Here is a 13,975-nt window from a genome sequence, read left to right on the forward strand (position 1 = left end):
ATGGTCCAGAAACTCGACGTTCTTCAGGAATCCCCATCGCAGACCGCGGGCCCCTACGTGCATATCGGCCTGATGCCGACCTATGCCGGCAATGGCGGCTACTATGACGAGGAAGTCGGCACCACGCCCTTCGTCGACGAGAACAAGGCCAAGGGCGAGATCATCGAGATCGTCGGCTCGGTCTTCGACGGCACCGGGTGGGCGATGCGCGACGCGCTGATCGAATCCTGGCAATGCGATGCCGCTGGCATCTTTCCGGGGCAGGACGGCGCCGATCCCAGCTTTACCGGGCATTGCCGCTTCGCCGCAGATGCGGAAAGCGGGGAATTCACCCTGCGCACGGTCAAGCCCGGGGCCTATACGGGCCGCGGCGGGGTCGCGAACGCACCGCATATTTCGCTCTGGGTCGTGGCGCGGGGCATCAATATCGGGCTCAACACCCGGATCTATTTCGAGGACGAGGACAACAGTGCCGACCCGCTGCTAGCGCGGATCGAGCAGCGTCCACGGGTGAACACGCTGATCGCCAAGAAGACGGGCGATGGCACCTACCGCTTCGACATCCGGCTGCAAGGTCAGGACGAGACGGTTTTCCTCGACCTGTGAGCGGGCAAAACGGATAAGGAAAGGGGCGGCGCGAACCGCCCCTTTTGTCATGCGAAGGAAAGATCTGCGATGAGCGTCTCGGTATTCGATCACCTCTGGCTCGGCGGCCTCTTCGGCGATGCCGACATGGCCGCCATCCTCGCGCCCGAGCGGCAAATGACGCATATGCTGACCTTCGAGGCCGCCTGGTCGCGCGCCTGCGGAAAGGCCGGCCTGTTCGAGCCCGGCGCGGCGGAAACAGCGGCGCGGGCCATCGAGAACGCCGATATCGACTTCGCCGATATCTCTGCGGGGATGGGACAGGACGGCGTGCCGGTGCCGCGCCTCGTCAAGCAGCTCAAGGCAATCGCCCCGCCCGAGGCCGTACACAAGGGCGCCACCTCTCAGGACGTGGTCGACACCGCCATGGTGCTGATGCTGCGCGAGGCCTCCGATCTCATCGCCGCGCGGCTCAGCGCGCTTGACGCAGCGTTCGGCGAACTCGACGCGCGGTTCGGGGACGCGCCGCTCATGGGCCGCACAAGGATGCAGGCCGCGACCGAAATGACCGTGCGCGACCGACTGCTGGCATGGCGCCTGCCGCTGAGCGCGCATCTCGCACGCCTCGGCGAGCTACGCCCACGCGTCGAACGGGTCCAGATCGGCGGGGCCTCCGGAGACCGCAAAGCGCTCGGCGACAAAGCCGATGCGGTGGTGACGGATGTCGCGGCGGCGTTGGGGCTCGCCCCTACGGGCAAGGCATGGCACGCGATGCGCGACGGGGTGGCGGAATATGCCGGCCTTCTGTCGCTCGTCACCGGAACGCTTGGCAAGTTCGGGCAGGACGTGGCGCTGATGGCGCAACAGGGGATCGAAGAGGTCGCGCTTTCGGGCGGCGGTGGCTCGTCGGCGATGCCGCACAAGCAGAACCCGGTTTCCGCCGAGCTGCTGATCACGCTGGCGCGGTTCAACGCCGTGCAGGTCTCGGCCATGCATCACGCCGTGGTGCATGAACAGGAACGCTCAGGCACCTCTTGGGCGCTTGAATGGATGGTGCTTCCGCAGATGCTGATGACCACGGGCACCGCGCTCGCCCGGGCGCAGGAGATCTGCGGCGCGGTCACCCGGCTCGGCTCCCGCTGAACCACCGCTCGCGCGGCGCCGGAGCACCGAAAACCGCTCCAGAAAACATTCTGTTTTCTCATGAACAGGCCTTGAGGGTGCCTTTGTGCCCCTGGGCTCAGTCCATGTCAGGCGAAACGGACCGCCCGGATGCCATTGTGTCGTGAAGCCAATCACGAAAAGCGACCAAGGGCGGGTAGGCGCCCATCTCCTGATGGAAGACGAGATAGCCGACGCTGCGCGATTTGGCGGACAGATCCGACACATGCACCAGCCGCTTCGCGGAAAGATCGTTTTCGATCAGCTCGTTAGGCGCCAGAGCCACGCCAAGGCCGCGCACCGCCGCCTGCAAGAGCATGGTGTAATTCTCAAATGTCAGCAGCGGTTGTTGCCGGAGGATATCCAGTTGCAGCTCGCCGAAGAGCCCCAGCCAATTCGAACGTTCGGACGTGTGCAAAAGCGCATGCACATTGGCCAGCCCGCCCTTGTCGGAACGCCGGATCGCGTCAGCGATCTCTTCGGTTGCGACCGCCCGAAGCTCCAGATGGATCAGCTCCTCCCAGACCGCATCAGGCCCCGGCGCGGTGGTAAAATCGATCAGCGCATGCAGGTCGCCCGGGCCGGAATGGGGCCGCGAGGGAAGCCGCGTGGAGAACTCCACAGTGACATTCGGATGGGCCTGGAAAAAGCTCGGCATTCTTGGAATTAACCAAAGGCTTCCGAAGGTTGGCGGAATTCCCAGCCGCAGCACCCCGCCCCGGTCGCCCAGCGTGATCGCCTCTGTCGTGGCGGCGGCGAGGTGGGTCAGCACCTGCCTGATCTGCTCGGCGTAATAGGCGCCGGAGGCTGTCACCGCCACCTGGCGCCGACGGTTCTTTTCCAGCAGCGCGACCCCCAGAAGCTCCTCCAGCCCGCTCACCTGACGGCTCACAGCGCTCTGGGTCAGCGCAAGCTCCTCGGCGGCAACCGTGAAGCTGCCGTTGCGCACCACGGCCTCAAAAGCCGCAAGTGCGGAAATCGCCGGCGTCAGGCGGCGCGCGCGGCGGTGATCATTCTGATTGATCATGAACTCGATGAGTTAACGTCATTTGGCAGCCTCCCGGACGCTGATTATAGAATGGTTCCAGATTTAAGCAATCGCGCCGTCGAGGCGGCGCTTGCGCCAAGGGAGGAAAACCATGAGCTACCGTGTCGAGCTGCAACCGAGCGGCAAAACCTTCGACGTCGAAGAAGGCGAAAGCATCCTGAGCGCCGCGCTCGACTCGGGACATCAGCTTGCCTATTCCTGCCGTCGCGGCACCTGCGCGACCTGCCGCGCCAAGATCACCAGCGGCACCGTCGATTACGGCGAATATATCGAGGCGATGCTGCCGGAATCGAAAAAGGCCGAGGGCTTTGCACTGCTCTGCCAGGCCTCGCCGCTGAGCGATCTGGTGATCGAGGCGGAAGAGCTGAAGCTTCAGGCGCAGCAGCCGAAAATCATCCCCTGCCGCGTGCATGCCATCGACCGGCTGACCGACGACATCATCGTCATGCATCTGCGCCTGCCTCAGAACGCCGAGTTCCGGCACATCTCGGGCCAGTATGTCGACATCCTGCTGAAGGACGGCCGCCGCCGCTCCTATTCCATCGCCAACAAACCCAGCGTGCACGGGGTCATCGACATCGAGCTGCACCTGCGGCATTCGCCCGGCGGCGCCTTCACCGATCACGCCTTCTCGAACATGAAGCCGCGGGAGATCATGAAATTCGAAGGCCCGCTCGGCACCATGTTCCTGCGCGAGGACAGCGACAAGCCGATCGTTTTCCTCGCCAGCGGCACCGGCTTCGCGCCGATCAAGGCGATCATCGAATACGCGCTTTCCGAGGGCATCGACCGCCCGATGACGCTCTACTGGGGCGGACGTACCGCGCAGGACATCTATATGCGCGAATTGGCCGAGAGCTGGGCCAAAGAGCACGGCAATTTCAACTTCGTGCCCGTGGTCTCCGAGCCCGGCGCCGACTGGACGGGCCGCACCGGCTTTGTCCATCAGGCGGTGCTGGAGGACATCCCCGACATGTCCGGCCATCAGGTCTATGCCTGCGGCAACCCCAATATGGTCGACGCCGCGCGCGACGAGTTCTCGCGTCTGAACGGGCTCGACGATGCGGAATTCTTTGCAGACCCCTTCACCACCGAAGCCGACCTCGCCAAGGCCGTAGCCAGCTGATCCGGCCCGGAGGGGGAGCGCCGAAATGGCAAAGACAAGCGTGACCTATGTGGTGAGCTTCGAGATCAAGCCGGGCCAGGAGGCGCGGTTTCGGGCCGCCCTCGATCCGGTGCTCGACGCCATGCGCGACGAAGAGAGCTTCGTCTCCTCCGCGCTCGGCCAGGATGCCGCGAACGAAAACCGGTTCCTGCTGCACGAGACGTGGTCGGACGAGGACGACGTGACGAATGTGCAGCTCAAGCGCCCCTACCGGGACGCGATGAACACCGCTCTGGACGAGATCCTGGCCAAGCCGCGCGAGGTGACCGTCTGGCGCCCGCTGCGCAGCGACGGATGAGGACAGCGCACCCCTAACCGTCGGCCCGGCAGATGACGCCGGGCCGGCACCCACAACCCTGAAGACCGCGAACCCCAAGGAGGAGACTACGCATGCTCGAAATCGCAGATCCAATTTTCAAACCCGACAACCAGAACTCTGTCGTCAAGCCGCTGATGATGACCCACGGCACGATGGAATGCCGTAACCTCACGGAATCGCGCAAGTTTCTCGAGGAATTCCTCGGCATGGAATGCGTGCGTCACAACCCCGATGGGATGCATGCGCGCTGCGGCATGAAGTTCTCCATCGTCTGCATCCAGACCGAAAAGCCCGGCAATACGCTGACCATCCTGAACCACTGGGGTCTGGATGTGGAAAGCAAAGAAGCCGTGGACGAGGCCCACAAGGCCGCGCATGAGATGAAGGACAAATACAAGATCAAGAGCATCACCGACCCGATCGTGCGGCACGGGATCTACTCTTTCTATCTTGAGGATCTCGACGGCAACTTCTGGGAGATCGAGTATTACGACGGCGGCTCGGTCCACGAGGACGCCTTCGATTTTGGTGACCAGTACGAAGATGCCTGAGCAGTGAGACGGGGCGCCCGGTGTTGGGGCCGGGCGCCCTGTCGAAAAAGACCGGAGGCCGGCGCGTCCGGCATCGAAGAAAGGCCGGATACCCGCTAGATACAAAGCCTGCTATGCATTAGGCTCACATCTGGCGGGGGAGCGCCGGAGCAAAAAGGGGAGGAGACCCGATGATCGAAATTAAGGTGCCCTACGAGATCGGCGGGCGCAGCTATGCGGGCCTGATCGTCTGCGACGATGACGCCGCCGCGGCCGGGCGCCCGGTGCTGTTCATGCAGCCCGACTGGTACGGGGTCTGCACCGAGACCATCGCGCAGGCGCGCGAGCTGGCCGAGGGGCGCTATGTGGTGCTGCTGGCGGATATGTTCGGCACCGATTACGACGCCGAATCCAAGGATTTCAACCAGCTGCTCCAAGGCATGCTCGCGGTTCACAAGGATCTGGGCTTCACGCTCGATTGCGGCGGCACCGCCTATAATCAGATGCTGGCCGAGGCCGAGGCTCAAGGGCTCATCACTTCCGACACGCCGAAATACGCGGTGGGTTACTGTGCCGGCGGCGGCTTTCTCATGGAGCAGGCCCGCGCCGGCGAGGATTTCGACGCGCTCACCGTGCTGCACATCACCAACCCCAACCCGGTCGTGCCGGGCACACCCTGCAAGGTGAAGGGGCGGGTGATGGCGATCCATGGCAGCGCCGACCCTGTCACCTCCAAGGAGATGATGACCGAGCTGGAAACCGAGCTGACCAATGTCGGGGCCGAATGGCAGACGGTTCTGTTCGGCGGCGCGGTGCATTCCTTCTGCGTCCCCTCGGCGAATTTCGAAGGCGCCCAGTATGACGAAAAGCTCTGCCGCAAATCCTATCGGATGATGCACGACTTCTTCGCCGAGACCGCCTGACACCGGTTTTTGCAGGATCGCAGAGCCTGAAGCCCCCGGCCTCCTCCACCGAGGCCGGGGGAATTTTGGCGTTTGATCTTGCGAAATAGTCATAAATGGCTTCCGTCGCCTTCGACCGCCACTATCGAAGAGCGCGCCATGCGCCGATAAGTCAAAAGCTCTCCAGCGGCAAAAAAACTCAGATAATACACTTATAATCAATGGTATAATCCAAATGACGGCACCAAGAGAGCCTAAAAATTCAACGCCGAAATTTCGATCAAGGAAGAGTCAGGCCATCCTTCTCCAGGTCGCACCCCTTAGAAACATTCCAAATAATCATCACACCGGTGAAGATTCATCATTTCCGTATCTCCAGTGAAAAGGGTAAGATAACGTATACTGTGCTATGTATCCCTGGGGAGCTGGGATCGTAGAGCCGACAGACATAGGGAGGAGAGAATGCAGTATTCCGCCGCATTGCGGGCTGGCACCCGTGCCTTTGCACAGATGGTGATCGCCAAATGAAACTTACCGGAAAAATCAGCGTCGCCGCTCCGCGCGACCGCGTTTTCGCCGCCGTCCGCGACGCCGAGTTCTTTGCAAGCTGCGTCGACGGCGTCAGCGACATGAAAGAGATCGACGACCGGAACTATACCGCCGTGCTCAAGACACGGGTTGCCTATATCCGGTTCGCCTTCGATGTCGAGGTGCAGATCACCCGCATCGAGGAACCCTGTCTCATCGAGGCCCAGGTCACCGGCACACCGGCGGGCATCGTCGGGCGCCTGACCTCGACCGCGCTTACCGAGCTGCACGAGCAGGATGGCGAGACGATCATCGAATACACCATCGACTCGCATCTGACCGGGCGTCTCGGCAGCATCGGCCAGCCGGTGCTGAAGTCGAAGGCACGCGAGATGGAGAAGGAATTCACCAAGCGCCTGCGCGCGGCCTTCGATCTGGCCCCCGCGGAAGGGGGCAAGGCATGAACGCATTCGAGCTTGCCCTGCCGGACACCCTGGCAGGCGCGGTCTCGCTGCTCGATCCCGAGGATCCGACGATCCGCGTGATGTCCGGCGGCACCGCGCTCATGCTGATGATGAAGACGGATGTGTTCCATCCGACCCAGCTCATCAGCCTGCGCCGCATCGAGCCCGGCTATTCCCAGATGGGCCTGCTGCCCGATGGCAGCTTTCGCATCGGCGCCATGTCGACCCTGTCGGACATGGAGCATGACGACGCGCTGGCGGGCTTTGCCCCGGTGATCCGCCAGACCATGAAACTGCTGTCGAATGTCCGCGTGCGCAATGTCGCCACGGTCGGCGGCGCGCTGGCACATGGCGATCCGCATATGGATCTGCCGCCGGTGCTGGTGGCACTCGACGCGCAGGTGGTGACGATCAGCCCCGAGGGCGAGCGCACCATCCCCGTGGCCGAGCTGCATGCGGGCTATTACGAAACCATCCTCTCGGGCAACGAGCTGATCAAGGAGGTCATCATTCCGCCCCAGCACGCGCGGCGGGCGAGCTATCTGAAATGCACCACGCGGGCGGTCAAGGACTGGCCGGCGCTCGGCGTGGCACTCACCACCGATCTCGACGGCGATACCGCGCGGGATACCCGGCTGGTGATCGGCGCGGTGGGCGAAAAGCCCATCCGTGTCGCCGAGGCCGAGGCCGTCATCGACGGGCAGATCCTCTCGGACAAGACCATCGCCGAGGCCGCCGACGCCGCCGCGGAGTCGGTCGAGACCATCGAGGACGAGCTCGGCTCTGCCGCCTACAAGACACAGCTGGTGCGGGTGTACGTGAAACGCGCGCTACAGCAGGTTGCCAACCAGAACGCCTGAGGTGTGACATGAACGACCAGATTACCCAGATCCGTGCTGTCGGGCAGTCTCACCCGCGGCGCGAGGCCAGGGAAAAGGTGACCGGACGTATCGAATACATCCACAACCTGCGCCTGCCGAACATGCTCTACGGCAAGATCTTCCGCAGCACCGTGGCCCATGCCCGGATCGTCAGCATCGACACCAGCGAGGCCGCCGCCTGCCCCGGCGTCGACATGGTGCTGACCGGCGAAGATATCCGCAAGATCATGCCAGATCCGCATTTCGGCGTGATGTTCCACGACCAGCCGGTTCTGGCGCTCGACAAGGTGCGCTATGTCGGCGAACCCGTCGCCATCGTGCTGGCCTCCGATCCCAATGTTGCCGCCGAGGCGGTGGCGCTGATCGACGTGGACTATGACGAACTGGAGCCGGTCTTTGACGAGATGGAGGCGCTGAGCGCCGAAACCTTCGTGCATGACGAGCTGAAACCCGGCATCCCGGAAATCCAGTTCCTCAAGGGCGTGCGCGACACCAATGTCGGCTTTCCCTATCAGCTCCGCCATGGCGGCGATGTCGACAAGGCTTTTGAAGAAGCCGACCGGGTGTTCGAACACACCTTCCGCACCCACCCCTCGGCGCATGTGCCGCTGGAGCCCCCCGTCACCGTGGCCGAGCCCACCGGCGCCGGGCTGACGCTGCACACCGCCAATCAGAGCCCGTCTTTCGTTCGCTACGAGATCTCGCGGCTGCTGGGCTGGCCGCAGCACAAGATCCGGGTGCGCGTGCCCTATCTGGGCGGCGGCTTTGGTGCCAAGCTCTGGATCCGGCTGGAGGCGCTGGTCGCCGCCGCGGCGCTGCTGGCGAAACGCCCGGTGAAGGTCTCGCTCAGCATGGAAGAGCAGTTCTACACCATCACCAAGCACGGCGCGACGCTGAAGATCAAAAGCGGGCTCGACAAGGACGGCCGCATCACCGCGCGCAAATGCGAGGTGTTCTGGAACGGCGGCGCCTATGCCGATATCGGCCCGGCGGTGGCCTTTCACGCCGGCATGACGGCGGCGGGCCCCTATGACATCGAGAATGTCGCCATCGACTCCTTCTCAATGTACACCAACCGCCCCGTCGCGGGCGCCATGCGCGGTTTCGGTCATCCGCAGCTCATCTGGGCCTACGAGAACCACACCGACATGATGGCGCATGAGCTGGGCATCGACCCGCTCGAATTCCGCCGCCGCAATATCCTGCGCGAGGGCAAGGAGCACGCGACCGGCACCGCGCTCAACACCTCGTCGGTGGAAAAGGTCCTCGACCGGGTGGCCGAGCGGCTCCAATGGGGCAAGCCATTCGAGCGGGGCGAGGGCACCGTCAAGCGCGGGCGCGGCTTTGCCATCGGGATCAAGGCGTCGATCGCGCCCTCGACCTCCGAGGCGATCGTGCGGCTCGGCGCCGATGGCAGCGCCACCTTGATGTGCAGCAGCGTCGATATGGGCCAGGGCTCAGACACGGCGCATGCGCAGATCGTGGCCGAGGTGCTGAACATGCCGGTGGAGATGGTGCATGTGGTGCATCCCGACACCGACGTGACGCCCTATGACACCGGCACGCTGGGCTCGCGCTCGCTCTATCACATGGGGCACGCGGCACGGCTGGCAGCCGAAGACGCCAAGGCCAAGCTCGAAGAGCTGGCGGCGGAGGTCGGCGCGCAGCCCGGCTCCAACGTGCCGATCTGGGAGCTCTTCGCCCGCAAGAACGGCATGCCGGTCGGCCATGTGGTCGGCACCGCGAGCTTCATCCCCGACGGTCACATACCCCCCGATCCGATGACCGGGCAGTCGCCGCATATCACGCCCTACTGGATGCTGGGCGCCACCGGGGCCGAGGTCGAGATCGACACCGAAACCGGGCGCGTCACCGTGCTCAGGATGATCAACGTCGCCGACACCGGCACCCAGATCAATCCCAAGATCGTCGATCACCAGATCTCGGGCGCCTCGATCATGCAGCTTGGCCAGACCATGCAGGAGAAGGTGCATTTCGATTTCGGCCAGGTCACCAACGCCTCTTTCGCCGATTACAAGATCCCGAGCATGCTCGACATTCCGCAGATCGAGACCAGCGTGCTCGACGGCGCGGAGGCCGACGGGCCCTTCGGCGCCAAGGGCGTCGGCGAGACCGGCTCGTTCTGCGTCTCCTCGGCCATCGCCAACGCCGTGTTCGACGCGGTGGGCGTGCGCGTCTCGGAGATGCCGATCACCGGCGAAACGGTCTATCGCGCCATGCGCGCGGCGGCGGGCGAGCCGCTGGAGGAGGAATGAGATGAAAGACGTCATGACCCAGACGATTGACTTCACCCTGAACGGCAAAGCGGTCAGCGCCGAGATCCAGGGCCACTGGACCTTGGTCGACCTGCTGCAACAGGGCTTCGACCTCTACGGCGCGCGGCAGAGCTGCGGCCAGGGGCTCTGCGGCTGCTGCACGGTGGTGCTGAACGGCAAGCCGGTCTCCGGCTGCCTCTTCCTCGCGGCGCTGGCCGATGGCGCCACCATCGAGACCATCGAGAACAACGAGGAGACACTCGATCCGGTGCAGGAGGCGTTTATCGAGGCGGGCGCCTTTCAATGCGGCTTCTGCACCCCCGGCTTCGTGCTGATGACGCGCCAGCTCATCGCCGAGATCCCGGAGCCGAGCGAAGAGGAAATCCGGCTATATCTCACGGGCAACCTCTGCCGCTGCGGCACCTATCCGCAGATCATCGAGGCCGTGCAGAAAGCCGCCGCGCGGATGCGCGCGGCCTGATCCCCTCGCCGGCGCCCATCGCGGCGCCGGCCCCTCCAGGACCCGACAGCATCGTCATTGCGTCCCCGCCGCGCGCGGGGGCGCTCCTGCTGTCGTGCGCACAGCACGCTTCCGGCGTCGTGCGCGCAGCACGCTGCCGACATCCCGCGCGCAGCACATAGAAAGGACAAAGACATGGACACCCTACAGCGCCTTGCCATCGAGGCGGAGTGCAGCCGCCTCATGACCACGTTTTCGCTCTGCACCGACACGTTCGATTACGACCGCGCGCTTGGGCTCTTCGTGCCCGACTGCACCTTTCAGCGCGCCGATGAGGTCTTCGAAGGGCTGGACGGGCTGCGCTTTGTGCTGAACCGCCGCAACCCCGAACGCATCACCCGCCACATCGTCAGCAATATGCTGATCGACGTGAAAGACGAGACCACCGCGACGGGCCAGGCCTATGCGCTGGTCTTCGGCCATGTCGGCGCGCTCGACGAGAATGGCGAGGCGCCGCTCGGCGCGCCGGATTCGCTGGTGATCTTCAACGGCGGCTTTACCCGCACCGATGAGGGCTGGCGCATCAAGACCTGGCGCATCGACCTCAGCTTCCGGAGGAAAGCCGCATGAAACTCGTCACCATCGACTGCATCCCCGGCGGCCAGCCCGGCGCGGTTCTGGAAAGCGGCGAGATCCTGCATCTCGCCCGCGCCGCGACCCCCGGCACCGCCGAGACCTGGCTGCCGCCGCATCTGCGCGACATCCTCGGCGCCGGATCCGAAGGTCTGGACCTCGTGCGCCGCATGGTCGCGCGTGTCGAGGAGACGGGCATCGATGCCCGCGAGGCCCTGCGCGCCTCGGGCGCCCTGCTGCCCGAGGGCACCCGGCTGCTCGCCCCCCTGCCCTCCCCCCGGCTGATCGTCTCGGTCGGTCAGGCCTATCGCGGCCATGTGGCCGAGATGAAGGGCAAGCCGCCGTCGGAGCCGCATGGTTTCCTCAAAGCCCCCTCCGCCGTGACTGGCCCCTTCGCCGACATTCCGCTGCCGCCACAGGCCCCCGACATGGTGGATTACGAGGGCGAGCTTTGCGTGGTGATCGGGCGCACCTGCCATAACGTGAGCGAGGAAGAGGCCATGGCCTGCGTCGCCGGCTACATGGTGACCAACGATATCTCCGCCCGCGACCACGTTCCGCTGATCGGCAAGGCCAGCACCACACCCGAGGCGCGCCACGCCTGGGATCTGGTGCATATGGGCAAGCAATATCCCGGCTTCTCGCCGATGGGTCCGGCGCTGGTGACGGCGGACGAGATCGCCGACCCGAACGCGCTGGAGCTGGTCACCCGGGTCAACGGCGCGGTGATGCAACAGGCCAATACCGACGATTTCATCTTTCCGCTGGCGCGGGTGATTTCGTATTTCTCGCAATGGTACGCGCTGGCGCCGGGCGACATCATCAGCACCGGCACGCCGGGCGGCGTCGGCTACGGGCACGACCCCAAGGTGCTGATGCGGCCGGGCGATGTGGTCGATGTCACGGTGACCGGCCTCGGCACGCTGAGCAACCGGTTCGTCGCGGGGTAAAGGGGGGTGGGCAGGACTGCCCACCCTACAACCGTACGTCGCCCCGGCGCGGGACAAGGCCGAAGGCCGCCGCGCAAGCGCCGGACCGTCCCCGCGGTCTGGCGCTTTGGTGACGCCAGCGCGATGTATCGAGGTCTTTCGGATTTGGCCGGGATAAATCGAGAGGCTCAAAGGTACGAGCGCCAGCCCACGATCCGGCGCTTGCGCGGCTTGCGCATATGACGAGTGTAGGGAGGGCAATCTGCCCACCCCCCTTTACCCGATCTCGGCTCCAAACAACGCCATCGTCCGCGCCCAGGCGAGCTTGGCCGATTCCGGCTCGAAACTCGGGCGCCGGTCGCAGTTGAACCCGTGATCCGCGCCCTCATAGACATGGACTGGCGTCTCCGGACGCCGCGCCCGCACATCCTCGTAATTCTCCGGCGGGATGCCCTTGTCGAGCGCGCCATAGTGCAAGATCACCGGCGCCTGCGGCACCTCATCGGCATAATCCTGGATCAGCCGGCCGTAATAGCCCGACGCCGCCGCGATCCCCGGCAGTCGCGTCGCGCCGAGAAAGGCAATCGTCCCGCCAAGGCAGAAGCCGACAATCCCCACCTTGCCATATTGCGCCAGCTCGGCCCGCGCCGCCTCCACATCCAGCATGCAGGCGGCAATATCGAGCTTCGGCACAAAGGCGCGCGCCTTGGCGATCTCTTCCGGCGAATAGCCCGAGACGAACCCCGGCTCGATCCGGTCGAAGATCGCCGGCGCCAGCGCCGCATAGCCCTCGGCGGCAAAGCGGTCGCAGACATCGCGAATATGCGCATTCACCCCAAAGATCTCCTGAATCACCACGACCCCGCCGCGCGGGGCCGTGTCGGGCAGGGCGAGATAGCCACCGAGACGGTGGCCATCGCTTGCGGTCAGCTCAATGTCGGACATGCGGTTCCTTTCCAGAGTATTGACGGCGAGGCGATGAGGCGCACCCGACGCCCCGCCGGAGAGATGTCAGAATTTCCAGGCGTACCCCACCGAGACCACCACGAAATCGGTATCCATATGCGCGCCCTTGCTGGGGCCGGACCCGTCCGCGCGCTCGCCGAAATCATACTCGATCCCGCCGCTCAGCTCACGACCGTTGCCGAAATCCTTGGTGAAGCCCGCCGCGATCACATTCGAGTCGATGGCCGGGATCAGCGGGATGGCATTGACGAAATCGTCGTCGAAATGCCGGTCGGCAAAGGTGACGCCGCCGCGCAGGGTCAGATCCGGGCGCATCTGATAGGACAGCCCGACGCGATAGACATTCTGGTCGCGAAACCCGAACACGTCGTGAAACTGCGTGTCGGTCCAGTTGATCCGCAGGTAATCGGCGGCCAGCGTCAGCTTGTCGCTCAGGTCCACCGCGATGCCCAGACCCCATTGCTCGGGCAGGTCGATCTCGCCATCGACGCTGGCCAGCACATCGTCCGAATAGCCTTTGAGCTCGCCCATCTCGATCTTGCTGCCATACATGGCGCCGATGGTCACCGTTTCGGTCGGCTGCCACATCACGCCGAACCGCAGCCCCGCGCCGGTGGCGAATTCCATGCCGTGATCGGGCACGCCGGGCAGGTTTTCGAGGTTCAGCCCGTGAATCCCCAGCGCCAGCGAGGCACCAAAGGCCAGGTTCGGCGCCGCTTTGTAGGTGACTGTCGGCAGCACGATGGTGGACTGGTAGAGCCCCTCGGTGCCGTCCGAGGCACCGGTGAAAAGCTGGTCGTCATATTTCGCGCTGCCACCGCCGGCAGCTGTCGAGATACCGATGGTCCAGCGGTCGTTGAGCGGGCGGTTATAGCCGATCTCCGGCACCAGGGCAAAGCCGGTGCCCTCGTTGTCCAGCCCGCCGAAGCGGCCCTCGGTGCGCAGCAGGATCATCTGCGAATTGAGGTCCAGCCGGTGGCCGACAAAAGCCATGCCCGCAGGGTTGTTGGTAACCGACCGATTGGGGCCGCCTGCCTGAGGCTGGGGTTCCGAGGTAAGACACGTGCATAACGACGTCGTTATGCACGTGTCTTATTCGGAGGAGCCATGCTGGGCGAGGTTCTGGGT

At 64.5% G+C, this 13,975-nt stretch carries 15 protein-coding genes; 12 read left to right on the forward strand and 3 right to left on the reverse strand.

What is annotated here, in order from left to right:
• Together pcaG and I6N89_RS13400 are read left to right on the forward strand one after the other, a co-directional pair.
• A complete protein-coding gene (pcaG, locus tag I6N89_RS13395) occupies positions 1-606 on the forward strand; it encodes a protocatechuate 3,4-dioxygenase subunit alpha (RefSeq protein ID WP_207018938.1) in 606 nt (201 codons plus the stop codon).
• 69 nt (positions 607-675) lie between these two features.
• Positions 676-1,728 carry a 3-carboxy-cis,cis-muconate cycloisomerase gene (locus tag I6N89_RS13400; RefSeq protein WP_207018939.1) on the forward strand — a complete coding sequence of 351 codons (1,053 nt, stop codon included), beginning with the start codon at positions 676-678 and terminating at the stop codon, positions 1,726-1,728.
• Positions 1,729-1,825: 97 nt separating this feature from the next.
• On the opposite strand, the gene I6N89_RS13405 is transcribed toward I6N89_RS13400, so the two are convergent.
• A complete protein-coding gene (locus tag I6N89_RS13405; RefSeq protein ID WP_207018940.1) occupies positions 1,826-2,773 on the reverse strand; it encodes a LysR substrate-binding domain-containing protein in 948 nt (315 codons plus the stop codon).
• 112 nt (positions 2,774-2,885) lie between these two features.
• Here I6N89_RS13405 and I6N89_RS13410 point away from each other — a divergent pair, with 112 nt between their 5' ends.
• The 10 genes from I6N89_RS13410 to I6N89_RS13455 all read left to right on the forward strand — a co-directional run bounded on the left by I6N89_RS13410 (position 2,886) and on the right by I6N89_RS13455 (position 11,902).
• Complete coding sequence (locus I6N89_RS13410) at positions 2,886-3,920, forward strand: CDP-6-deoxy-delta-3,4-glucoseen reductase (RefSeq protein WP_207018941.1); 1,035 nt, start codon at positions 2,886-2,888, stop codon at positions 3,918-3,920.
• A gap of 25 nt (positions 3,921-3,945) precedes the next feature.
• The gene (locus I6N89_RS13415; RefSeq protein WP_207018942.1) at positions 3,946-4,257 is read left to right on the forward strand and encodes a putative quinol monooxygenase; all 312 of its coding nucleotides are present in this window, start codon (positions 3,946-3,948) and stop codon (positions 4,255-4,257) included.
• Positions 4,258-4,349: 92 nt separating this feature from the next.
• Positions 4,350-4,829, forward strand: coding sequence for a VOC family protein (locus I6N89_RS13420; protein WP_076694356.1), 480 nt, complete (start codon positions 4,350-4,352; stop codon positions 4,827-4,829).
• A gap of 170 nt (positions 4,830-4,999) precedes the next feature.
• Positions 5,000-5,731, forward strand: coding sequence for a dienelactone hydrolase family protein (locus tag I6N89_RS13425; RefSeq protein WP_207018943.1), 732 nt, complete (start codon positions 5,000-5,002; stop codon positions 5,729-5,731).
• 503 nt (positions 5,732-6,234) lie between these two features.
• Positions 6,235-6,702 carry a CoxG family protein gene (locus I6N89_RS13430; RefSeq protein WP_207018944.1) on the forward strand — a complete coding sequence of 156 codons (468 nt, stop codon included), beginning with the start codon at positions 6,235-6,237 and terminating at the stop codon, positions 6,700-6,702.
• Positions 6,699-7,562, forward strand: coding sequence for an FAD binding domain-containing protein (locus I6N89_RS13435; RefSeq protein ID WP_207018945.1), 864 nt, complete (start codon positions 6,699-6,701; stop codon positions 7,560-7,562). The genes I6N89_RS13430 and I6N89_RS13435 overlap by 4 nt, the downstream gene beginning before the upstream one ends.
• Before the next feature lie 8 nt (positions 7,563-7,570).
• Entirely contained in the window at positions 7,571-9,859 is a 2,289-nt protein-coding gene (locus I6N89_RS13440; RefSeq protein WP_207018946.1) for a xanthine dehydrogenase family protein molybdopterin-binding subunit, read from the forward strand.
• A 1-nt stretch (position 9,860) separates the two neighbouring features.
• Positions 9,861-10,340 carry a (2Fe-2S)-binding protein gene (locus I6N89_RS13445; protein WP_207018947.1) on the forward strand — a complete coding sequence of 160 codons (480 nt, stop codon included), beginning with the start codon at positions 9,861-9,863 and terminating at the stop codon, positions 10,338-10,340.
• 174 nt (positions 10,341-10,514) lie between these two features.
• On the forward strand, positions 10,515-10,949 hold the full coding sequence (locus I6N89_RS13450) for a nuclear transport factor 2 family protein (protein WP_207018948.1): 435 nt from the start codon (positions 10,515-10,517) through the stop codon (positions 10,947-10,949).
• Complete coding sequence (locus tag I6N89_RS13455) at positions 10,946-11,902, forward strand: fumarylacetoacetate hydrolase family protein (protein ID WP_207018949.1); 957 nt, start codon at positions 10,946-10,948, stop codon at positions 11,900-11,902. The genes I6N89_RS13450 and I6N89_RS13455 overlap by 4 nt, the downstream gene beginning before the upstream one ends.
• Before the next feature lie 255 nt (positions 11,903-12,157).
• Here I6N89_RS13455 and I6N89_RS13460 read toward each other — a convergent pair whose 3' ends face one another.
• A complete protein-coding gene (locus I6N89_RS13460) occupies positions 12,158-12,826 on the reverse strand; it encodes a dienelactone hydrolase family protein (RefSeq protein ID WP_207018950.1) in 669 nt (222 codons plus the stop codon).
• Between the two features lie 66 nt (positions 12,827-12,892).
• Positions 12,893-13,930 carry an OmpP1/FadL family transporter gene (locus tag I6N89_RS13465; RefSeq protein ID WP_328805880.1) on the reverse strand — a complete coding sequence of 346 codons (1,038 nt, stop codon included), beginning with the start codon at positions 13,928-13,930 and terminating at the stop codon, positions 12,893-12,895.
• Between the last annotated feature and the right edge of the window lie 45 nt (positions 13,931-13,975).

It is taken from the genome of Salipiger abyssi (genome assembly GCF_017311415.1).
GTDB classification, from domain to species: Bacteria; Pseudomonadota; Alphaproteobacteria; order Rhodobacterales; family Rhodobacteraceae; genus Salipiger; species Salipiger abyssi_A.